The organism is Candidatus Bathyarchaeota archaeon A05DMB-5, from assembly GCA_019685655.1.
Taxonomy (GTDB): Archaea; Thermoproteota; Bathyarchaeia; order Bathyarchaeales; family Bathycorpusculaceae; genus DSLH01.
On the sequence record JABFQP010000001.1, the window covers coordinates 37,240 to 58,145 of the forward strand.

Below are 20,906 nucleotides of genomic sequence, written 5' to 3' on the forward strand. Positions count from 1 at the left end.
AGATGGAATTTATAGAGAAGGGGTCTTAAAAATGGTTGAGGCAAGCGAAAAACTGCCAATATCCGAGTTCTATAAAGTAGTGGATTATGTTACAATCTTCAAAAGCGAAAAATGGTGGGAAGCCATAGTCGTGTTCGAATCCTTCGGAAGACGGTCAATCGGCTTGTATCTTTGGCAAAAAAGGCTAGATAAAGAAAAGAATCAAGAAGTGTGGAGAAGAAAACACAAGTTTAACGTGCGCAATCTGGACGAGTGGAACAAGCTTAAGAACGCCATTGAACAGCTTACGCCAAAACTTGTTTCAAAATAGTCACAATTGCCAATTCCTTATTTTGAATTCACATTCTAAATAATAATCTAGAATTGAATAATTTTATTAATCAACGCTTACAACAAAAACAAGAAGGCGAACACTATGGCTGCAGAACAACAGACACAAGAAAATAATCAATACGAAGAAGAAGCAAACAGCGAAAACCTTCAGCCAGAACAAGAAAGTGAGCAACAAGAATACATGGAAACAGAAAACCTACAGGAACAACGGTTTCCCAAAAATTCAAAAACAAATAACCTTGGAGAAGACAGAAGCAGTTTTATACATGGACTAGCTGTTGGGCTTGGAATTGGATGCATCGCCACTTTCGTAATCACGTGGATTGCAATTTTCTTCACGCCAATGCTACCATCAGTAACATACGAAACTTTGCTTTCAATATTCATTTATCCGCTAATCTACTTGCTAGCAGTGGGCTTAGTATCGCTCACAGCGGGCATAGTCAGAGAATATTACGCAAGAAAACCCCGCCTCTAAAAGTGTCCAAGATAACGCAATAAATTTTTCACTACAACAATTATAATAATTAACACGATAATCTATAATTTGTGGAACCTATGCCTCACACGTTAAAACAAGTTTTAGAAAAACTATCAAGCGAAAAAGCACCGGGCCCATCACCAACCTTCTCCGCATTACATCTTCTGCACGCAATAGAATTAATCTCTGAAAAAACAATTGGTCGCGGAAAACTAGCTCAGAAACTCAATGTAGGAGAAGGCGCAATTCGCACTCTAATAGAGCGCCTGAAAAATGCAGATTTGATTACCACATCTAAGACTGGATGCAGTTTAACGAGTAAAGGCATGAAACTCTGGAGAGAATATGCAACCGTCGTCAAAAAAGTTGAAATTGGAAAAAACGAGTTGACTCTTGCAAATTATAATTTTGCGATTTTGATAAGAAAACATGGGAATAAGATTAAGTCAGGAATGGAGCAACGTGATGCCGCCGTGAGAGCTGGCGCAAAAGGAGCTACAACAATATTGTTTAGGAAGGGACGTTTAATGATTCCATCCGCAAGCGAGAATGTGGCTAAAGATTTTCCAGAAGCTGCAAACCAGATTTTTGGACTTCTGAAACCGGAAGAAAATGATGTGATAATAATTGGAAGTGCCGATAACTTAGCAGACGCTGAATATGGAACGTTAGCTGCCATGTGGACGCTCATTAATGACTGCTAAAAATTATCGGTTTGCTTTAATACGTGTATTTTTCTCCTTCAGCCAGTATACGTTCTAATGCAGCGTTAAAGTTTATCATTCCATCATTCGTTTTCGCAGAAACTGGAATTAACAAGTATCTCAAACCAAGCTGATAAATCGCCCGCATCATATTTCTACTCAATAAACGCTTTGTTCCCTCAAGTTTCTGCTCAATTGCCATTTCCAAAATATTCGGATTAGCAGACCAATCCACAATCTTGTCAACTTCTCCTTTAGGCAACAAATCACATTTCGATAAGATGTGTACTTGAGGAAGAAGAAAGCGACTATAAACCGCCGTTGAAAGGAAGACGTTTGAAACATAATTTAACGGGTTAACAGAGAAAACAGCATCAAACAAATAAACGATAGCTTTAGGTGCCTTTGTAAGCTCACTGGCAATGTATGGTCCGCTTGCCCTAAAAGCAAACAACTCCATCTGCCCGGGTGTATCCACCAAAATAATGTCGGAGTTTAAATCTTCAATTTCCTTCGAAACATTCTCAACCTCGTCTGCAATTAAATCAGCAGCAAGTATTAACGCGCCATTAGGACCTAAACCATACTTCTCCATTAAATCTCCAACATCCACAAAGTCCCGAACATCCACATCAGGAGAATAAGGAAGCGTTAAAGTTCCAGGGTCCAAGTTAACCACAGCAACGTCTTGCTTTGACATTTTCAACCATTCGCCAAATGCAGCAGTTAACAAAGACTTTCCAGACCCCGCAGTCCCGATGATAAAGACCATAAACATTCTTTGCATCACCCTATTTTGACTCTGGAATCATGTTGCCTACAAAAGCATTCATTAATTAGTAAAAGCTTTTCTTTTTCAAGATGGAACTTGTGGTGGTTGCGGTTCTAATACTTGCGGCTGTGCTTTTCTGGAGATGACGAATACAAACACCCCAACACAGATTAGAATTATAGTGACAACCAATAATGAAAAAAAGAACATGGATAGAACTGTAATGGTTAAAGTTGGATTGTCAGCGCCGGCATAAACGTCGTCTCCAGACCAACTTGCACGGACATAGCATACGCCTGCAGTTTCAGCAACCCAAGAACACGAAAAACGCCCGCCGGAATCAGTTACAACAGTGCCTAAAACTGTCCAAGGAGAACTGTTTTCTTTAATGTAAATAATGATAGTCTTGTTTTGCAGATTGGGAAAGAGTTGTCCGGCAAGAGAAGCCGTGTTTCCTTGGATGAGGTAATTTGTAGAGACAGTTAATGATATTGATGAAGACGTTAAGGTTGCGTAACTTGCAGAAACTTGCCCGGGAGCCCACTTTTCAATATTTTTAAGCGGAATCACCTGCACGTTCCTCAAGGATTGCCTTAATTCTTCGGGGCACTCGCCGACCCTCCACCCAATCTGCCAGTTATCACCAGTGCATTCAGCTACGTAATATTCTGCGCCACCATATGTCACATTGTATGCTTGTCCTCTCACGTCATAAGGTTCATGAGACAGTCTAACGCCGATGTTCATGTGCTCTTCGTTTTTATAGTAGAGAAGTATGGCATCGATTCCACCGGCTTCAACGATTGAGGCGGCAATAAAAGAAAAAAGGTCACAGTCTCCTTTGTTCTTCACCATTGTTTCCACCGGATATCTCGCAGGCGTGGTTACTTCATAAGGTATCTGATGAACAATCATTAATACTCCATTTGCAAAGTCTTCCTCATCTTGGTAAATTTGCCAAAGGCTGTCCGCGATAGGTTCCAAAGCATAAGGGGTAACGAATTTAGCAAAGTCATTAATGGAGCTTGCGCTATGACTTTTTTCAGTATAATAATCATAAAGTGACTGTGGAATTACGACGTTAAGCCTATAATATGTTGAGCCGTTGGGATGGTTCAAAAGCTGGTAAGATTGGACATAATTTTCAGACAAGCAAGAAGGAAACAAATGCAAAAAAATGAATGAAATTGCCAGAGCTAGCATTACTTTTGTTTTTTTCATAGAAAACTTTGTTGCAAAGTTGGTTTAAGGCATTTATGAAATACAAATCAATATGGATAATTCTAGCTTCCAGCTAATAGGGACTGTGTTAAACTGTGGTTTAATGTCAAAACTTTCTGGTAAAAGGCTACTGCGTTCTTTTTAACTTAACTTTTCCACCTTTCTTTTCAATCAACTCTGACAGGTGAATAATTGCTTTTCCCAAACGGTCTTTGGCAGTTTTCGATTCTCTCGCGGTTGTTGAAAAGTGAATTTCTATGTGTGGCTTTTCTTCCTCGCCTTTAGGGTGAGATTTTATGTAAACATATGGGTTATCACGCATTGTTTGGTCGATTAAAGGTGCCAACGTTGACTCCATAATTTTGTCTGCATATATGCTGGTTTCAAAAAACACTATGCCCTCCGCCGCTTTCTTAAGTAGAGGCACAATTGACTCATCAAAAATGGCTTCCATTTCGGAGGGAACACCAGGCAATGCTATTAGAAAAGTTTCATCAGTTTGAATGATCACGCCAGGTGCGGTGCCAACTGGATTCCGTAACGGTTCAGCATCTTTGGGAAGTTTCGCCATTTTGACCCTAGGTGGCGTTAACTCAACTTGCTCTATTCTCCCTGCTTTTGCATAAGCTTCATATTTTTCCTTAACCATTTTCAAAGCTTTCTCGTTAACTTCCAATTTGTTGTTTAAGGCTTTGGCGATTCCTTCTAAAGTTTTATCGTCAAAAGTTGGACCCAACCCACCAGTTGTTATTATGAATCTTGGTTTTCGTTGCAAGGCTTCTCGGATGACGCTTGCAATTTCACTAACTTCATCACCAACAACCGTTATACGTTTCACCGAAACACCCATAGAAGTGGCACGCTTAGCCATCCAATACGCATTTGTGTTCAAAGTTTTACCGATTAACAATTCGTTACCAACACAGATTATTTCCATATCTCGATTCATTTATACCACAGCTCAGATAAACACGCTGTAAAAATAGAGTAATTTCACTTTTATGCTATTTGCTAACCTACTCTTCAAAAAGCTGAGATGTCCGACTTATTTTTTCTTGCTAAGCCACCATTTCAGGTATTCTTTTCTCCGCTGTTCCTGTTCCTCTTCTTTGGATTCTCTACTTGGACGTAATTTTTCTCTGAGTTCCATAAGTTCTTGCTGTGTTACGGACAAACCGCAGCTTTTGCAAACGTAATGCTTAGTTGCAATCATGTAATGCATTTCGCCACCGCATTCAGGACAATAGGGCATTTTTTAATCACGATTCCGCCATTAAAATTGAACATTCTTTGAGAAATAGCTTTCTATTGTTGTCAGCTAATTTTGCTATCTACGTTATTATATTTTCTAGTTTTGCTTCTTTAGTCAATTGCAGAGCTTTTTCCATCTCGTCTCTAGTTAGTCTTCTGCGCAATTCGGGAATCTCGTAAGCTCGCCATTCTGGTCTGTACTGAAACATCACGTTTACTCTCGTTTCTACTCCCAAATTCTCGGCAATCCAATTCAGCACTGGCTTCGTGCAGCATTCCAAATGCCCCGGCAAAACAAGCACACGAATTATCAATTCTCCATATTTTTTGGCATCCAGATGGTTGCGTGTGCATACTTCCCAATAGCTTTGGGCGTCGGAAATTTTAACAGCACAATCGCCAGGTCCATATTTAAAATCTAATAGGTAAACATCAGCAAATCCAGCTAATAGTTGAGCCGTTTCTGGACTATAATAACTGTTAGAATTCCACACAACTGGAATGTTAACGTTCACATGTGTAAATGTTTCAAGCCACTGCTCCAACCAAGGTGTTGGTTCTCCACCAACTAGGTTAGCATTTCTGCAACCATTTACGCGTAAGTTTTCAACTTCTCTCGCCAATTCTTCAGGGTGATAAATTTCGCCTCTCTCAATCCACTGGGAAATTGTCCAGTTTTGGCAATGTTTGCAACGCATACTACAGCCCATAGTAAAAATTGTGCCAGAAGGCACAAGCTCCGGCTCTTCGCCAACATGTTCAAAAATACTTGAAACTGTTATTTCATTGCCGCACTTGCAAAAACCCAGTTCACCCGCAAACCTGTTGACTCCGCATCTACGGGTACAAAAATGACAATTTGAAAGCATACACTTTGCAATTTCAATTTTCAAATCCAAATAAGATTCGCTTGGAACACGTATTTCCTTTAAGTTTCTCTGACCATTATCAATTTCTTTTTCTATTTCATAGAACTCTTGCGTGAGCATTGCGTGCTTTTGCCAAAGTTCCTCTAAAGAATCTTTTTCGTTGAATTCCGCGGGCAGTTTTTTGGCAATAAGAAATTTAGCTGGTTTCTCATTTTGCATAACAGCGAAGTACCTACCCAAACTCTTCTTTGCCAATTTGTCGCTTAGCACAGCAACAGCGTCTGAGCGAAGAACTCTCCACATTCCATCTCAATAATTAATTAATACAAACACCAATTTATACAATAAGATTTAGACATCTTAAGAAAACTAAGGCGACAAGAACCACATAGCATCCTACGAACACGTCCAACAACACCATAAACATACAACCAAACACCTCAAAGAAACTTTTCCCCAAAAACCCAAACCTTTTAGCTCCAAATAGACGGAGCCAGCGCAATCACACCACACACTCATACTACTCATCAACCCAAAACAAAACTAAATCAATACAACAAGAGTCGAAACATTCATAAATGAGAAAAGTTGATAAGACTGTGCATTTAAAGGGTGAGGCTCATGTCCAAACCATTCTATGTAAAATTTGAAGTCCCGAAAGAAATCGCAGATGCGGCCTATGAAGCCCTGCAAATAGCTTGCAAAACAGGCGCGGTCAGAAAAGGCACTAACGAAACAACAAAAGCCATCGAAAGAGCTCAAGCAAAACTCGTAGTAATAGCTGAAGACGTAGAACCACCAGAAGTCGTAGCACATTTGCCACTTTTATGTGAAGAAAGAAAAATCCCATATGTGTTTGTGCCAAACAAAGAAAAAATAGGCACTGCAATAGGAATTGACGTTCCAGCCGCTTCTGCATGCATAATCAAAGAAGGAGATGCAACTGGACTAGTCAAAGAAATAGTTACTAGAATCGAGCAGATGAAAAGAGGAGCAAAGTGATGAGCAAAGAAGAGAAGACCACAGAAGCGGTAGAGGAAGAATTAACACCAGCCGAAGTGATTCAAATCATTGGACGCACAGGTGTGACTGGCGAAATTACACAGGTAAGAGTGCGCATTCTAGAAGGAAAAGACAAAGGACGCATAATAACGCGCAATGTTAAAGGACCAATCCGCGTTCAAGACATTCTTATGTTAAGAGAAACCGAAAGAGAAGCAAAGAAAATCACACGATAAACTAAACCTAAGACAGTTTGGAGGAACCATAGTTGCCTAGACCTAAAAAATGTTCATTCTGCGGCAATGAATTTCCAACGGGCACTGGAATGATGTACGTTAAAAATGATGGGTCTATCCTATGGTTCTGTTCAAGCAAGTGCAGAAAAAGTTCGTTAAATCTCAGAAGAGATGCACGCAAACTCAAATGGACAGCATATTTTGGCAAAGAAGAAAAAGGAAAAGCCTAAACAACGAAGCAGATAATACTTGAAAATTTACAGTTTAAACCCTATCTTATTTTCAATAACCTTTTCCCACAAAACTCTACTGCAGATACACCCCACATCTAGTTTTTTATATCCACTTCAAAGTAACCGTAAGACCCTGCATGGCAACCTCCACACATGCAGTTATCTGAGCAACTTTCACATTCGACCACTCTTCCCACACCAAAAATCCTGCATGTTTTCTAGGTGCAGTTTGGATGGCATATGTTGTTTTTCGACATATTCTCGAACAGAAAGAACTGATTTATTAAGACACGCGAAAATACATAAAAGGGATTAAAATGGGTTCCAAAAACAAAAAGCAGCTTAATCTGCTAGAGTTGCCAAATCCAGAAAGAGTTAAGTTCATCAAAGAAGTTAGAGAAAAACTTCAGCAGAGAATCATAGAAGAAAAACTTTGGCAATCACTACTGGAAACCGAAAACATAGTCATCAATGGAAACACTGTCTACCGAATGGGCGAGCAACTATGCGGGTTTTCAGTGAATAAATGAGCTCATCTTTGCTTTCTCTCTTTTATTTTCTTAATCCAAAATGAAAAACCATCATGGTCCTATCACTTTAAGATAAGTAACTTTGGTAGCGGGGGGTTGATTTGAACAACCGATCTCTGGGTTATGAGCCCAGCGGGTTAATCCTGGCTACCCCACCCCGCTACTGTTATGCTGAATGAAGACTTTCTTAAATCTTTTGGGAATACTCTTTAATCGGTATAGGTTTTCTTTTAGTAAAACATTTTTAATGCCCGAATTACTTATTGACTTTGGTTGTTACCATATGGATAGACCATATTTCAATTACATGTTCAATCCTGCTCTTGAAAATCCAATTTTCGTGCAAGGGCTTCCGGGGTTTGGAAATGTTGGAAAAATCGCTGCACATCTTCTGATAAAGTTTAGTGGAGCGAAGCCTTTTGTTGAGTTATATTCACCTACTTTTCCAGATTATGTTTCAGTTAATTCAGACGGCATTTGTCGTTTGCCGAAATACGAGTTTTACGCGGCTTCGATGAAAGAGAACGATTTTATTATTATGACTGGTGACACACAACCATCTTTTGACGATGTACTTGCGCATTATGAAGTTTGTGGCGAAATATTGGATTTTCTAGTAAAGCAGGGATGCCGCTTCCTGATAACAATAGGAGGAGTACCGATTTCAGAAGAGAAAACGCAAGTATACGTGGCTGCGACTTCTCCAAGACTTGCATTAGAGTTCATGGAAAAAGGAGCCGTAATATATAGCAAAGGTAGAATTGTAGGCGCTACTGGATTGCTGCTTGGGCTTGCAAAGGAACGCAATATTGAGGGAGTATGCCTTTTAGGCGCAACGGCAGGTTTCAAAGCGGATCGTGGTGCAGGTTTTTCCGTTTTCAAGTTTCTTATGAAAGCGTTGGGTAATGAGGTAAAGGAAGGGTTATAAGGGAAAAATTTAGATTTATGATTGTTACTGGAACGTGAATTTATGAGCAAAGGAAAGCAAAAAGATAAAAACAGTCAATCATCAAGGTTGAATTTGAATTCGAAATTTTGGAAAGCATTTCTGTTTGTGTTGGCAGCTTTTTTGATATTTGCTGGGCCAACATACGTTGTTTATGCGCTCATGAGTGTGCTTGATATAAGCTATGTGTTTTCGATGATCTCTGGATTTGTCCTGTTGGTTGTTGGGTTAGTGCTTTTGTGGTATTTGATTAGGAATAAGGTTGTTTCTTAAATAGAAAATAGTTTTGTGCCTCAGATACCCTAGGGTGCATCATCCATTCAGACCCTATTTTCGTCATTGGCAAGAATTCAAGTGTGCATACATTTTTAAAAGTCGTTCGGTTATTGTTGGTGAGTAAATAGTAAGGAATATAAAATGTTCGCTGTTCTTAACAGTAAAAGGGTATATTATGAGAATTTTAGGAGTTTCGGGATCGAACAGAAAAAACGGCAACTCTTACTTACTTCTAAAAGAGATATTTAGCGCTGTGCCCTCTGTTGAGACAAAAATTGTTCAGATTGCAGAGTTGCAAATAAAACCATGCGAACTCTGTTTTGATTTTTGCGCTCAAAAACCTTATGAATGTGTGATTGAAGATGACTTTAAACTGCTTTTTGAAGAGATGAAATCTGCGGATGGTATAGTGATTGCCTGCCCATTTTACTTTTATGTACCCTCTAAATTTCAAGCTTTCTTGGAGAGAATAAGTTGTTTAGATTATTCCACTGTAGAAAAGCATGGTAAGCAGTTTTCTCCATTTACTGGTAAACCTTGTCTTCTTGTGACTGTTTCAGCGAGTGGTAGCAGTTTTAATGCGTTTCAAATTCTTTATTTCCTTCAAGAGTTTGCTTTAATGCTCGGTATGAAACCTATAACTGTCAATGCATGGCCGTACATTGGTTTTTCAGCAAAAAGTGGTGGAATAAATGCAGGAGCCATTTTAAAAGAGCAAGAAACAATAAACAAGGGAAGGGAATTTCTAAAGTTATTGGTTTCAGCAATTAATGGTGTATGATGAAATATTGTTATGGTAGATTCATTCAAATTCGCAAGACATATATGATATGCCGAAAGATATATCAGCTATGCAAGAGGATAAAGAGAAAAAGCTTGAAGAAATGATAAAAAAGGATGAAGAATCAACAAAACGAACAACAATAATTCTGGAAAAAGAAGAACGCGAATTCATCGATTCACTAATTCGAGAAGGAAAAGAACCAGGCATAAAACCTCTAATTTCCAAAATGCTCGACGTTTACAGAAGCATGATGATTTACGATTGGCGCTTTCCCGGCGAGTACTATTGCGGCATAAGCCGCATAGCCTTCGTGAATGTAGAACTAATCAACATCCTAATACAACATATTCCAAAAGAAAAATGGCGCGAAATAGGAAGGAAAATGGGCGAAGCCGCAAAAGTTTCCATGGAAACAAGTCTCAGCATCCAAACTGGAGAACGGGAAAAATGGTCAGAAGTGTTTAAACGTTTGAGAGTGCAAGGATTTGGCGATTTCTACTTGAAAGACAAATATCTTCTTGTTAAAACGCCTTTTATTAATGAAACTGATATTTGGGCTGGCTTTTTGGAAGGTTTGCTGGGCATAGAATTAGATGTGAAAACCGATGCTCCACCTTTCGTTTTTGAAATAAAAGAAAAACCAGATGCAGCGTCAAATAAATAAGTGATGTTTTAAATAGGCAAAGATTTACACGGAAGATTGAGACTAAGCAACAGAGGGGAAGATTAAGTGTCCATGCACGAAGCTATGCTCTATGAAAAATTGAAAGATAAAAAAGTCAAATGCAATTTATGCGGGAGAAGATGCATAATAAACGATGGCGGAATCGGCTTTTGTTTAGTAAGAAAAAACGATGGCGGAACACTCTTTTCACTTGTTTACGCTAAAGCCATATCAGCGTGCATAGACCCAGTAGAGAAAAAACCTCTATCGCATTTCAATCCTGGGTCGCTGGTTATGTCTATCGCTACTGTTGGCTGTAATTTTCGTTGCCAATTTTGTGATAATTGGATGATAAGCCAAGAGAAAAAAATAGAAGGCAAACATTTTCCTCCAGAAGAGGTTGTAAAAGCGACGAGAGAAAACAATTGCCAAGGTATAAGCTACACGTACACGGAGCCTACCATATTTTTTGAGTATGCCTATGAGACGGCTAAGCTTGCTCATCAAGTGGGGTTCTTTAACACTTTTGTTACTAATGGTTATATGACGCCGGAAGCCGTGAAAACTATTGCGCCATATTTGGATGCGGCTACTGTGGACTTCAAAGGTGGTGGAGACCCGGATTTTTACAAAAGTTTTTCCGCGGTTCCTTCTGTGGAGCCGATTTATGAATCTTTGAAAGAAATGAAAAAGAATGATATTCACATAGAGATTACAAACTTGATTGTGCCAAAAATTGGAGACTCAATTGAAAGAATTAAAGAGCTTGCTCTGTGGATACGGAATAATCTTGATAGCGACACGCCTTTCCATTTACTACGTTTCCACCCAGATTATCAACTGACGACTATTCAATCCACTCCAATTGAGACTTTGGAGAAAGCGTACATGGCTTCTAAAGAAGCTGGATTGAATTATGTCTACATTGGTAATGTACCGGGACACCCTTGTGGAAATACTTATTGCCCGAACTGCAATGAGCTGCTTGTTAAGCGTTTTAATTTTGAAATTACTAAGTGGAACTTAACAAGGAACATGCGTTGCCCAGTGTGCGGAAAAGAAATTCCAATAAGAGGTAAATTGCATGCTAGCGGGTTTTCGTATCCTTATGCTTTGTTTTAGTTTTTGTGTTGTGTGGATATAAGAAGAATTTACGAGGACATCTTTCTGGTTTTATGGACTTATTTGCGAAGGTTTCGACTAAAATTGTGTGCAGAAGAAGCCTCAATTAAAAATTAAAGTAGAAAGGTTTAAATAAAATGCTTCGTTTTTGAACCATTCGTTTTTCGTGAGGGGAAATCAACATTTTGCAGAGACTAGGTCGGGTCCTCCATATAAGTCCAAGCCGAAGCATAATCATCCAAATTGAAAATCTTCCAAAAATCGGTGAAACAGTTGTTGATGAAAATTTGAAGTCAATCGGAAAAATCTTTGACATATTTGGACCTGTATCCTCGCCCTACGCGGCAATAAAATCGACATCACGAGAACTCGAAAAATTAACTAACAAAACGTTGTATGTGATCCCCTCAAAAAGGAGAAAGGAGAAAGCATGAATGGACAATAACGAAGAAGGGCGCGAAACATCTAGCCCCCGGTTACCCGCACCACATGTTGAACCACCAAAGGTTCAATGTTGCCCAGAATGTGGCAGCACAAGACTCATGCGTGATTATGAATGCGCAGAAATAGTATGTATGGACTGCGGCTTCGTAGTAGCTGCAAAAATAGCCGATAGAGGACCAGAATGGAGAGCTTTCGATGACGAACAAAGAACCAAACGCACCAGAGTCGGAGCCCCCTTAACCTACACAATTCATGACAAAGGCTTATCAACAATGATTGATTGGCATGACCGCGACATCTATGGAAAAAGCCTATCTCCAGGACAGAAAGCACAAGTTTACCGCCTCAGAAAGTGGCAACGGCGTATAAGAGTTTCTGACGCAACAGAACGCAACTTAGCTTTCGCATTGTCAGAAATCACAAAAATCGCAAATAACCTAAACCTCCCAAAAAACATTCTGGAAACAGCTTCAGTCATATACCGAAAAGCTGTAAAAGAACGACTAATACGCGGAAGATCAATTCAAGGCGTGACTGCGGCAGCGATTTATTTGGCTTGCCGACAATGCGGATTAGCTAGAACATTAGAAGAAATAGCACAAGCCTCAAGCGTAAACAAAAAGGAAGTTGGACGTAGCTACCGTTTCCTAATAAAAGAGCTCGACTATTCAATTCCCCCACTCAAACCAGGGCAATACATAACAAAGTTTTCAAATCAGTTAACAATGCAAGGGAAGGTTGAAGAAATAGCTCACAAAATTTTAGGTGCAGCAAAAGAGCTGAAACTTACTTCAGGTCGTGGTCCCACGGGTATTGCAGCGGCAGCAAGTTACATCGCCTCAGTATTGACAGGTGAAAGGAAAACGCAAAGAGAGATAGCCGAGATAGCACAGGTAACAGAGGTTACCATTCGAAATCGTTACAAAGAGCTTGTTGACCGCTTAATGTTTCAGATGGCTCTTTAACCCTTTTCTTTTTTTTATTTTCAAGCATTTTTAGAGAAGTTCTTCTTCATTACAACTGGAGCATTCTTCTTCCTCTTCTTCCAAGAATTGAGAAGCCGTCTCACCAAGTTCCCGAAGAAGTTCGCTGGGAATTCTCTCTTTCAGGGTTTTAGCTTCTTTTTTCAGTTTATCAACCTCATTTTCTAAAACCTTCGCCTTTTCGCTTAACTCAACAACCTCTCTAAGCTGCTCTATCTCTTCCAAAAGCATGTTTTTTTCATTTTCTAGCGCCTTAATCTTTTCTTCCAGCTTAGTCTTCATACCTATAACTTGCATAAGCCTTCCCACACTCTCAAAATCATATTTTGCACAATTAGCATTAATATTTTATCTTGACAACCACGTTCTGCGTTGCTTACAAAACACATTTTAGACTGTAAGACCATAATTATAGGAAGGGGCTTATAGTTTGGTTAATTGTCCCAAATGCGGGAGTGAAGTAGCAACACCCATCAAAACTTGGCCAATTTCTATTCGAAAACCGTTAAAAAAAGGCGAAGAAACTAAAATGGCAATGGGAATTTTCGAATGCCCAAACTGTAAAGCTAGGTTCAGAGCCGCTGTTGAATTTGAAACCAAAGTCGAAGAGACAGTAAGCATTAAAAATATAGTTGAAAGAATAAAAGGTATAAGGGGAGAACTAATGCAGACTCTGAAAAATCTACGCGAAAAAATAAAAACCTTAGAAACAGAACGGACAAATTTAATGATTGAAATTGAAAAATTGAGAAAAGTGGCGGAATCAAAAGTCACAGCTCTCGAGAGCGAAGTTAGCATGTTAAGAGAAGAAGTAAAATCTCTAAGGGAACTGCTAGGCTACAGCGAGAACACAGAAAAATAACACTAGCAGTTTCTCGCGCTTAATGAGAAAATCAAGAACTCTCTGTCGTTTGTACCAGATATTTCTTGTAATATTCTTGCGCTTTAGCCACGGCCTTCTCTGGATTTTTCAGTATCGTGTACCTTGCATTCGGCGAAAGTTTTTCAGCAGCGCTGAAAAATTCCACAACTCTTTTGACGTCGCCTTCATAAATCGCCAAACCACCAGCGATCTCATACCATACTTTGGCTCTTACAATGCTTTGACTTTTTCAAATTTCTTGGCATTCTCAGCAGCTTCTTTCATCGTCGTTCCAGTTTTTCTCGGGTCAAGAAACATTGTGTTAAGCAGTGCTTCGTAGGTTTCTCTATCGTCTCCACAAAGTTTTTCAAGCGCAGTTTTTTGTTGTACGGGTTGAACAATTGCTTTCTTTTCCTTTTCTTTTCCTTTTCTAAATTTGCTAAGTATACCCACGGTTAGTCATCCTCGATTATTGAGTGTGTTTTACATTTAGCATTAGATATAAACATCAGTTAATTTTAAAGGTTTGTCTGTCTATTATGTGAATATGCCATACAAATTCGCCTTTGACCTTTCAAGAATTCCACGTTTCTTCTTTAAAGAAATAGCCATAGTTGGCTATCAAGCAAGTGTACACAAAAAAGTTGGCAAAACTGCTCAGGAAATAATAAAAAAATTCAAAATTGACGAGGCAACGGGTCTCAACTTATCTGATGCAGTGATTGTTATACAGGACCTAATAGACATGCAAGCGAGGAACATAAAGGAAAGAGAAAAATTCGTGCAGACGAAGAAAAGAGCACTTTTTCTGCCGCATTGTTCAAGAAAATACATGGATAACCGTTGTAACGCAACCTTCGATCCTAACATTCCATCTTATGTCTGCGCTCACTGTTCCACAGATTGCCTAATTAACAAGGCAACAACGCTTGCAAAGAAAAAGGGCTACGACGTTTACATCTTACCAGGAGGCTCTTGTGTGCCAAAAATCTTGAGTAGTAAACGCTATGAAGGCATTGTCGGAGTCGCTTGCGGTGAAGAAATAAGACTTGGCGGGGAAATAACGCAACATATGGACGTAGCCAGCCAAGCAGTTCCCCTAATAAAAAACGGATGCGCAAACACAATCTTCAACATTGAAACTCTGATTAAAACTCTTTAAAAGAAACTATTTCACAATTTCTCGTTTCTTCCAACGAAGATTCTTGCTTCGGCACTTTCTACACTTAACTGCAGTTTCAGCATTCCGCGCACCACATTCTCTGCAGATTTTCATGTATAACCTATGTTTTTGAGCTATGGTCTTTTTGAGCGGGTCTAAGATTGGCATTTGTCAACATCTCTTTTTAGCTAGAACACAGACTATTTGCCTACACATATACTTTTTGTCTGCCTCAAACGTTTATGAGCTCAGCTACATCGCCCGGCTTTTCGGCGACTTTTACACCGGCCTTTTTGAGAGCGTCAATTTTGCTCTCTGCTGTTCCTGCCTTGCCCATCACTATTGCTCCAGCGTGACCCATACGTTTCCCTGGCGGTGCAGAACGTCCAGCGACGAATGCTACGACTGGTTTTGGATATTTAGTTTCGGAGATATATTTGGCTGCTAATTCTTCGAGGTTGCCGCCGATTTCGCCTATCAAAACCACAGCTTCTGTGCGCTCGTCTTTTTCAAACATTTTTAATGCGTCTATGAAGTTTAAGCCTGTTATTGGGTCTCCGCCCAGTCCGAGACATGTTGATTGTCCAAGATTTTTCCTTGTTAGGCTCGCAGCTACTTCGTATGTGAGGGTTCCGCTTCTAGAAACCATGCCCACATTGCCTGGCTTAAAAATATGCGCAGGCATGATTCCAAGTTTACTTTCTCCAGGGGTTATTATTCCCGGAGTGTTTGGACCAATTATTGTTGCGTCTGCTTCTTTTGCACGCGCCATTATGTTGATCGCATCTTTTATGGGGATATGTTCAGTTATTATTACAACGGTTTTTATTCCGTTTTCTAAAGCTTCCAGAGTCGCGTCTGCAGCAAAGGGCGCTGGAACAAAAATTATTGCTGCGTTTGCCGAATGCTTTTCTTGAGCTTCTTCTCCAGTGTCATAAACTGGAACATTGAGAACTTGGGTTCCACCTTTCCCAGGAGTTACGCCGGCGACAATTTTTGTGTCATATTCCAACATTAGCTTTGTGTGAAAACTTCCTTGGGTTCCAGTGATGCCCCAAACGATTGCTCGAGTGTTCTTGTCAATTATTATTCCCAATGTTATTTTCCTCCGCTTTTAGCGATTTCGATGACGCGCTGTGCTGCTTCTTCCATACTTTCTAATACGTGTATGCCAGCTTCTGTTAGTATTCGTTTTCCCTCTTCTTCGTTTGTTCCAACGAGTCTTATGACCATGGGTTTTGTTACTCCAACTCTTGTCTTTGCTTCGAGAATTCCCCTTGCAACTTCGTCGCATCTGGTGATTCCGCCTAGAATGTTGATGAATAGGGCGTTGACGTTTGGGTCTGAAAGCACTATTTTTAAGGCTGTGGCAATTTTGTCCGATGGAGCCCCACCGCCAACATCTAAGAAATTCGCGGGTCTTCCGCCATAATATTGGATTGTGTCAAGCGTCGCCATCACAAGCCCCGCTCCATTGCCAATAACGCCTATGTTTCCGTCCAGTTTAACGTAAGCCAAATCGTTTTTCAGAGCCTCTATCTCTTGTGGAGAAAGCTCGCTTTCCTCGCTAAGAAGCCTCTCCTTGTACTCTGGATGTCGGAAAAGTGCATTGTCATCTATTATTATGCGGGCGTCTGCAGCGACAAATTTTCCTTCAACTGTTTCCACTAGAGGATTCATTTCAACTAATTCAGCATCATAGTCCATGCCTACTTGGTAAAGTCTTTCAAAAATTTTTCCAAGTTCAGAAAGTTGACTGCTAGTGTAGCCAAGTTTTCTTGCTACTTGTCTAGCGTGGAAAGAACGGAAACCATGTCGGGGATTTATTAATGATTTAATGATTTTTTCTGGAGTTTGAGTGGCTACTTCTTCTATTTCCATTCCGCCGACCGCAGAGGCAATTACTACGTAGCTTTGGTTGAATCTGTCTGTGGTTATGCCGAAGTAAAGCTCCTTTTTAACTTGTATTTTCTCTTCAATCCAAACACTTCTCACGGGAATGCCCTTTATCTGTATACTTAACAGTTTTTCAACAGACTTCTCTGCTTCTGAGACGGAATCAGCGAAAAGTATCCCGCCAGCCTTTCCTCTTCCTGCAACCAGCACTTGCGCTTTGACGGCAAAGGGTGGTTTCAGTTTAGATAATATCTCATACGCTTGGGTCTTATCCGTTGCCAATCCGCCTTGAGGTGTTGGAATCCCATATTTTGTAAGTATGTTTTTCGCTTCATACTCGAACAGTTTCACATCAATTCGCTCCTCACTTTATGCTTTCTATAGTAACGTAAGATTTTGTGTCTTGTATTCCCTCAATAGCAGATAACCTTTTCAGAACTTCGTCAAGTTTTTCACGGTCAACTATCAACAATGCGTCAACGTCACCAGCTATTCTGAAAGCCCTTTGAAGAGCAAGTTCCTTAACCTTTTCGTAAGCGTACATTCTCTTGTGAGGAGACACCTTAAGAAACACAAAAGCGGGAGCAGACGTTATCCCAAGCACATCCAGCCCTTTCTCAGTTACGTCTATAAACCCTCTACCTGTGCGTATATAATTCAAGTCTCTAAGTTTTCTCAGGTGAACATTTAATGCTTGCCTACTTATGCCCAACTGCCTTGCCAACTCATCCTGTTTCACATGCAACGTGTATGTGCTTGTGGATTTGCCTCTTTCATACAACATCCGCAGTATTTTCAACGAACGCCTTGTTAGTGCCTCCAATATTTCTTCCTCTTTTTAACATTTTGTTAAGGTTGAATTTTACAATAGTAGGGATTATTTAAAAGTTTAGCAAATAAAAATCATGAAGCATGAGCAGTTTTCAGCCGTTAACTAGAAGTATAAACCGTAATGTATTTATTTGTCGATAAAAATGGTTATGAAGCCATAAAAAATGGAAAAACTAGGAGTGAGGCGGTCAGTATGTCAGAAAGCAACTCGGTATTGATCGGAAATAAGCCAGTAATGAACTACGTACTGGCTTGCATAACCCTCTTTCACGGCGGAGCAAAAGAAGTAAATGTTAAAGCAAGAGGGCGATCTATAAGTCGTGCCGTAGACGTCGTCGAGGTCGTTAGACGCCGATTCCTGCCAGACGTAAAGATCAAGAAAGTCGGCATTGGAACGGAACAAATGGCACCCAGAGAAGAGGGTAGCACGCCCACAAACGTAAGCACAATCGAGATAACCCTAGAACGCTAAACAGCGTTCGCGTAAATGTTCAGAGCTCCGCCCCCCTCCTTTATTTGTGGAGGGCACTGTTTCAGGTGAAAACAGTATTATGTAGTTTCTGTTTAAAGAGTGGGATACTGTGTCAGAAGTGTTCGGCTAAGTTAAAGTCTGGAGAAATAAGTGAGCTTGATTTGAGGATTGCTCGTTTGTTATTGTCTTTAGAGGAGAGGTATCCTTCTCTTCAGAATGTTTATTTTCACGGTGCGGTTGAGGTGGATGGGACTTTGGCTTTGGTTGTTGGGCATGGTGATGTTCCTCGGCTTTTGGGTTATGGTGGTAAGATTATGAAGGCGTTGAGTGAGGAGACTGGCAGGAAAGTTCGTGTTTTGGAGTATGGGGTTGATGACCGTAAGTTTTTGGAGGATTTGTTTGCGCCTTTGAGCATAATGACTATTAACACTATTTGGTTGCCTGATGGAACTACGGAGACTAGGGTGATTTTGAAGAAGCGGCGTGGTGCGCAACCGCCTTTTGATGTAAAGGCTTTAAAGGAGATTGCGCGTAAGGTTCGGAACATGGTCTTGCGTGTGGAGTTTGCGGATTAAAGGTTTGGCGGTGAAATTGTGAAGTTAGATTCTCTTGGTGAGTGGCGCAGAACGCACTATACTGTTGAGGTTAAGCCTGAAATGGATGGTGAGGAAGTTACTGTTTTTGGTTGGGTTCAAGATGTTCGGGATTTGGGTGGCATTCGGTTTATTATATTGCAGGACCGTGAAGGAACTGTTCAAGTTACTGTTCCAAAGAAAAAGGTGCCCAGCGAAGTTTTGTCGAAGTCTGACGTGTTGCAGAGAAGGTATAGTATAGGCGTGAAGGGTGTTGTAAAAAAGACAGACATGACCCCAAGAGGCATCGAAGTAATACCGAAGGAGATTAAAATTTTCAGCATTGCCGCTTCTCAATTGCCTATTGACACAACTGGAAAAACGCTTGCAAATCTGGAGGTTCGATTGGATGCGCGTGCGTTGGACCTTTGCCAAGAAGAAAACACGGCGGTTTTCAAAGTGCAGCATGTAGCCGTAGAGGCAATACGGGATTTTTTGTTTGAAAGAGGATTTTTGGAGGTGCATACGCCACGGATAATTGCGTCCGCAACTGAAGGCGGTGCGGCTCTTTTTCAGGTTGATTATTTTGGGCGGAAGGCGTTTCTTGCGCAGAGTCCGCAGTTGTATAAGGAGCAGTTGGTGATGAGTTTGGAGAAGGTTTTTGAGGTTGGTCCTTTTTTTAGGGCTGAGGAGTCGCATACTCGTCTTCATTCAAGCGAGTTTATTTCTGTGGATATTGAGCAGGCTTTTGCTGATGTTGAGAATGTAATGCGGTTGCTTGAGCAGTTGATGCGGCATGTTTGCATAACTGTCCGTGAGAAATGTGGGAGAGAACTGGCAGTGCTGAAATATTCTGTGGAAGTGCCGGAATTGCCTCTGAAACGCTTAAGGTATGATGACGCACTGCGTGAATTGAAACGTGAAGGCATAGAGATTCCATGGGGAGAAGACATACCTACACCAGCGCTTAGGAAATTAGGCAAGATTCATCCGTACCTTTATTTTATAACCGAGTGGCCGACGCATTCCAAGGCTTTTTACATAAAGCCGCGAGATGATAATCCGGAATTATGTGAAGGTTTTGATTTGATGTGGCGGTGGATAGAACTCGTGTCTGGAGGAACGAGAATTGCTTCTAAAGAGCTTTTAATAGAGCGGTTGAAGGAGAAAGGCTTGAATCCGGAATCTTTTAGGCATCATTTGCAAGCGTTTGATTATGGGATGCCTCCACATGCTGGTTGGGCTATTGGGCTGGAGAGGTTGACTATGATGTTGACTGGAAAAAGGAACATTCGGGAAGTGACGCTTTATCCACGAGACAAATTTAGGTTGACACCTTAACAATTGTTTGAAGCGGTAGCAAACTGGGTGATAGCCTTATTTTTTAAAGCTCTCTGTGGTTGTTAGCCCCCCTTATAAATAGGTTCAATTTGCGTCTCAATCTCTGATAGAATGGATGTGATGTGTATGATTGTGTTACTTTTTCAGTTCTTCGATTAATCTGACCAGTTGGCTTACTATGTAATCGTTTATGAATTTTCCTTTTTCAGCCGAAGCCACCGTTGGGTCGCCCCGTATTCCTTCAGGCAAAAATTCTCTTGGATTCACAATTATTTCGAATCTTGGAAGTTTCTGAAAATTCTTTTGCCCTTTTTCCTTTATTAGGTCAGGTCGTATTGCCATTATCCGTGAGGTTTCAATCGTGCCGCCGTGTCCGTCTTTTTCGTCGAAATATTTTCCGCGGAGTTCATACGCAAAATCGTAGTCGGAGCACACTATTATTCGCAGTTTTTGCTTTTCAGCGTCCTCTCTATGTTTCCACATTACATGGTGCGCGGCAAGTCTTAAGGCAGCCATCTGCTCCTCGTCTGCGTGACCGCTGAGGATTAAGAATCGTTTGAATCCGTTGCGTATGAATTCTTCGATTATTTCTCTGGTGATTCTGTAAAGTGATCGGAAGCTTACAGAGATTGTTCCTGGAAAAATGCGTGTGGTTGTGCAGATGCCATATTTTAATGGTGGCGCGACTAGGCTGTGGGTTTTTTTGGCTACTTCAACTGCAATGTATTCTGGTTGTAGGCTATCAGTGCAAAGCGGCAAGTGAGAGCCGTGCTCTTCGACGCTTCCAACTGGAAGAATTATTACCTTGTTTGTTGCCGCCGCTTCTTTTATTTCTTTCATTGTTAACTCAGCAAACCAAACCGTGCTTTCTGAAGCCATAACAGTTCCCTTCCAATGCTTAATGCGGTTTAGGAGAATA

The 20,906-nt window shown here is 40.5% G+C and carries 31 protein-coding genes and 1 tRNA gene; 18 read left to right on the plus strand and 14 right to left on the minus strand.

Annotation, left to right across the window (positions count from 1 at the left end; translation table 11 throughout):
* Positions 1–31 precede the first annotated feature (31 nt).
* The 3 genes from HM003_00200 to HM003_00210 all read left to right on the plus strand — a co-directional run bounded on the left by HM003_00200 (position 32) and on the right by HM003_00210 (position 1,518).
* On the plus strand, positions 32–310 hold the full coding sequence (locus HM003_00200) for a hypothetical protein (protein ID MBX5327764.1): 279 nt from the start codon (positions 32–34) through the stop codon (positions 308–310).
* A 105-nt stretch (positions 311–415) separates the two neighbouring features.
* Complete coding sequence (locus HM003_00205) at positions 416–811, plus strand: hypothetical protein (GenBank protein ID MBX5327765.1); 396 nt, start codon at positions 416–418, stop codon at positions 809–811.
* An 80-nt stretch (positions 812–891) separates the two neighbouring features.
* Positions 892–1,518: a DUF4443 domain-containing protein gene (locus HM003_00210; GenBank protein ID MBX5327766.1), complete on the plus strand. Its 627-nt coding sequence runs from the start codon at positions 892–894 to the stop codon at positions 1,516–1,518.
* A 16-nt stretch (positions 1,519–1,534) separates the two neighbouring features.
* Here HM003_00210 and HM003_00215 read toward each other — a convergent pair whose 3' ends face one another.
* The 5 genes from HM003_00215 to HM003_00235 form a co-directional block, all read right to left on the minus strand.
* On the minus strand, positions 1,535–2,296 hold the full coding sequence (locus HM003_00215) for a GTPase (protein ID MBX5327767.1): 762 nt from the start codon (positions 2,294–2,296) through the stop codon (positions 1,535–1,537).
* Positions 2,297–2,374: 78 nt separating this feature from the next.
* Entirely contained in the window at positions 2,375–3,442 is a 1,068-nt protein-coding gene (locus HM003_00220) for an Ig-like domain repeat protein (GenBank protein MBX5327768.1), read from the minus strand.
* 196 nt (positions 3,443–3,638) lie between these two features.
* Positions 3,639–4,460, minus strand: a complete 822-nt coding sequence (locus tag HM003_00225; GenBank protein ID MBX5327769.1) for a nicotinamide mononucleotide deamidase-related protein — start codon at positions 4,458–4,460, stop codon at positions 3,639–3,641.
* A 96-nt stretch (positions 4,461–4,556) separates the two neighbouring features.
* Entirely contained in the window at positions 4,557–4,763 is a 207-nt protein-coding gene (locus HM003_00230; protein MBX5327770.1) for a hypothetical protein, read from the minus strand.
* Between the two features lie 79 nt (positions 4,764–4,842).
* The gene (locus HM003_00235) at positions 4,843–5,934 is read right to left on the minus strand and encodes a radical SAM protein (GenBank protein MBX5327771.1); all 1,092 of its coding nucleotides are present in this window, start codon (positions 5,932–5,934) and stop codon (positions 4,843–4,845) included.
* Positions 5,935–6,252: 318 nt separating this feature from the next.
* Between HM003_00235 and HM003_00240 the strand changes: the two genes are divergently transcribed.
* The 4 genes from HM003_00240 to HM003_00255 all read left to right on the plus strand — a co-directional run bounded on the left by HM003_00240 (position 6,253) and on the right by HM003_00255 (position 7,632).
* Complete coding sequence (locus HM003_00240; protein ID MBX5327772.1) at positions 6,253–6,633, plus strand: 50S ribosomal protein L7ae; 381 nt, start codon at positions 6,253–6,255, stop codon at positions 6,631–6,633.
* On the plus strand, positions 6,633–6,869 hold the full coding sequence (locus tag HM003_00245) for a 30S ribosomal protein S28e (protein ID MBX5327773.1): 237 nt from the start codon (positions 6,633–6,635) through the stop codon (positions 6,867–6,869). Before HM003_00240 ends, HM003_00245 begins: the two co-directional genes overlap by 1 nt.
* A 32-nt stretch (positions 6,870–6,901) precedes the next feature.
* Entirely contained in the window at positions 6,902–7,099 is a 198-nt protein-coding gene (locus HM003_00250) for a 50S ribosomal protein L24 (protein ID MBX5327774.1), read from the plus strand.
* 320 nt (positions 7,100–7,419) lie between these two features.
* The gene (locus HM003_00255) at positions 7,420–7,632 is read left to right on the plus strand and encodes a hypothetical protein (GenBank protein MBX5327775.1); all 213 of its coding nucleotides are present in this window, start codon (positions 7,420–7,422) and stop codon (positions 7,630–7,632) included.
* Positions 7,633–7,715: 83 nt separating this feature from the next.
* Here HM003_00255 and HM003_00260 read toward each other — a convergent pair.
* Positions 7,716–7,794: transfer RNA gene (locus tag HM003_00260), tRNA-Met, on the minus strand.
* 121 nt (positions 7,795–7,915) lie between these two features.
* On the opposite strand from HM003_00260, the gene HM003_00265 reads away from it, so the two are divergent.
* From HM003_00265 to HM003_00290, 6 genes are all read left to right on the plus strand, one after another.
* The gene (locus tag HM003_00265) at positions 7,916–8,560 is read left to right on the plus strand and encodes a proteasome assembly chaperone family protein (protein MBX5327776.1); all 645 of its coding nucleotides are present in this window, start codon (positions 7,916–7,918) and stop codon (positions 8,558–8,560) included.
* 469 nt (positions 8,561–9,029) lie between these two features.
* Entirely contained in the window at positions 9,030–9,635 is a 606-nt protein-coding gene (locus HM003_00270; protein ID MBX5327777.1) for a flavodoxin family protein, read from the plus strand.
* Positions 9,636–9,705: 70 nt separating this feature from the next.
* The gene (locus tag HM003_00275) at positions 9,706–10,302 is read left to right on the plus strand and encodes a hypothetical protein (GenBank protein MBX5327778.1); all 597 of its coding nucleotides are present in this window, start codon (positions 9,706–9,708) and stop codon (positions 10,300–10,302) included.
* Positions 10,303–10,374: 72 nt separating this feature from the next.
* The gene (amrS, locus tag HM003_00280; GenBank protein ID MBX5327779.1) at positions 10,375–11,424 is read left to right on the plus strand and encodes an AmmeMemoRadiSam system radical SAM enzyme; all 1,050 of its coding nucleotides are present in this window, start codon (positions 10,375–10,377) and stop codon (positions 11,422–11,424) included.
* Between the two features lie 185 nt (positions 11,425–11,609).
* Complete coding sequence (locus HM003_00285; GenBank protein ID MBX5327780.1) at positions 11,610–11,858, plus strand: hypothetical protein; 249 nt, start codon at positions 11,610–11,612, stop codon at positions 11,856–11,858.
* Complete coding sequence (locus HM003_00290) at positions 11,859–12,833, plus strand: transcription initiation factor IIB (GenBank protein ID MBX5327781.1); 975 nt, start codon at positions 11,859–11,861, stop codon at positions 12,831–12,833.
* Between the two features lie 30 nt (positions 12,834–12,863).
* Here HM003_00290 and HM003_00295 read toward each other — a convergent pair whose 3' ends face one another.
* On the minus strand, positions 12,864–13,148 hold the full coding sequence (locus tag HM003_00295; protein ID MBX5327782.1) for a hypothetical protein: 285 nt from the start codon (positions 13,146–13,148) through the stop codon (positions 12,864–12,866).
* A 133-nt stretch (positions 13,149–13,281) separates the two neighbouring features.
* On the opposite strand from HM003_00295, the gene HM003_00300 reads away from it, so the two are divergent.
* The gene (locus HM003_00300) at positions 13,282–13,713 is read left to right on the plus strand and encodes a hypothetical protein (protein MBX5327783.1); all 432 of its coding nucleotides are present in this window, start codon (positions 13,282–13,284) and stop codon (positions 13,711–13,713) included.
* Between the two features lie 31 nt (positions 13,714–13,744).
* Here HM003_00300 and HM003_00305 read toward each other — a convergent pair whose 3' ends face one another.
* Together HM003_00305 and HM003_00310 are read right to left on the minus strand one after the other, a co-directional pair.
* Positions 13,745–13,912, minus strand: a complete 168-nt coding sequence (locus HM003_00305) for a hypothetical protein (GenBank protein ID MBX5327784.1) — start codon at positions 13,910–13,912, stop codon at positions 13,745–13,747.
* Between the two features lie 32 nt (positions 13,913–13,944).
* Positions 13,945–14,166, minus strand: a complete 222-nt coding sequence (locus HM003_00310) for a hypothetical protein (GenBank protein ID MBX5327785.1) — start codon at positions 14,164–14,166, stop codon at positions 13,945–13,947.
* A gap of 94 nt (positions 14,167–14,260) precedes the next feature.
* On the opposite strand from HM003_00310, the gene HM003_00315 reads away from it, so the two are divergent.
* Positions 14,261–14,875 carry a DUF116 domain-containing protein gene (locus tag HM003_00315; GenBank protein ID MBX5327786.1) on the plus strand — a complete coding sequence of 205 codons (615 nt, stop codon included), beginning with the start codon at positions 14,261–14,263 and terminating at the stop codon, positions 14,873–14,875.
* 6 nt (positions 14,876–14,881) lie between these two features.
* On the opposite strand, the gene HM003_00320 is transcribed toward HM003_00315, so the two are convergent.
* The 4 genes from HM003_00320 to HM003_00335 form a co-directional block, all read right to left on the minus strand.
* On the minus strand, positions 14,882–15,043 hold the full coding sequence (locus tag HM003_00320) for a 50S ribosomal protein L40e (protein ID MBX5327787.1): 162 nt from the start codon (positions 15,041–15,043) through the stop codon (positions 14,882–14,884).
* Positions 15,044–15,107: 64 nt separating this feature from the next.
* Positions 15,108–15,971 carry a succinate--CoA ligase subunit alpha gene (gene sucD, locus HM003_00325; GenBank protein ID MBX5327788.1) on the minus strand — a complete coding sequence of 288 codons (864 nt, stop codon included), beginning with the start codon at positions 15,969–15,971 and terminating at the stop codon, positions 15,108–15,110.
* Between the two features lie 2 nt (positions 15,972–15,973).
* On the minus strand, positions 15,974–17,122 hold the full coding sequence (gene sucC, locus HM003_00330) for an ADP-forming succinate--CoA ligase subunit beta (protein MBX5327789.1): 1,149 nt from the start codon (positions 17,120–17,122) through the stop codon (positions 15,974–15,976).
* Between the two features lie 13 nt (positions 17,123–17,135).
* Positions 17,136–17,594 carry an Lrp/AsnC family transcriptional regulator gene (locus HM003_00335; GenBank protein ID MBX5327790.1) on the minus strand — a complete coding sequence of 153 codons (459 nt, stop codon included), beginning with the start codon at positions 17,592–17,594 and terminating at the stop codon, positions 17,136–17,138.
* A gap of 201 nt (positions 17,595–17,795) precedes the next feature.
* On the opposite strand from HM003_00335, the gene albA reads away from it, so the two are divergent.
* From albA to aspS, 3 genes are all read left to right on the plus strand, one after another.
* Positions 17,796–18,074 (plus strand): DNA-binding protein Alba, encoded by a 279-nt coding sequence (gene albA, locus HM003_00340; GenBank protein MBX5327791.1) that lies wholly within the window; start codon positions 17,796–17,798, stop codon positions 18,072–18,074.
* A gap of 161 nt (positions 18,075–18,235) precedes the next feature.
* Complete coding sequence (locus tag HM003_00345) at positions 18,236–18,649, plus strand: hypothetical protein (protein ID MBX5327792.1); 414 nt, start codon at positions 18,236–18,238, stop codon at positions 18,647–18,649.
* 81 nt (positions 18,650–18,730) lie between these two features.
* Entirely contained in the window at positions 18,731–19,987 is a 1,257-nt protein-coding gene (aspS, locus tag HM003_00350) for an aspartate--tRNA(Asn) ligase (protein ID MBX5327793.1), read from the plus strand.
* A gap of 135 nt (positions 19,988–20,122) precedes the next feature.
* On the opposite strand, the gene HM003_00355 is transcribed toward aspS, so the two are convergent.
* Positions 20,123–20,866, minus strand: coding sequence for a creatininase family protein (locus tag HM003_00355; GenBank protein MBX5327794.1), 744 nt, complete (start codon positions 20,864–20,866; stop codon positions 20,123–20,125).
* Positions 20,867–20,906: the final 40 nt, after the last annotated feature.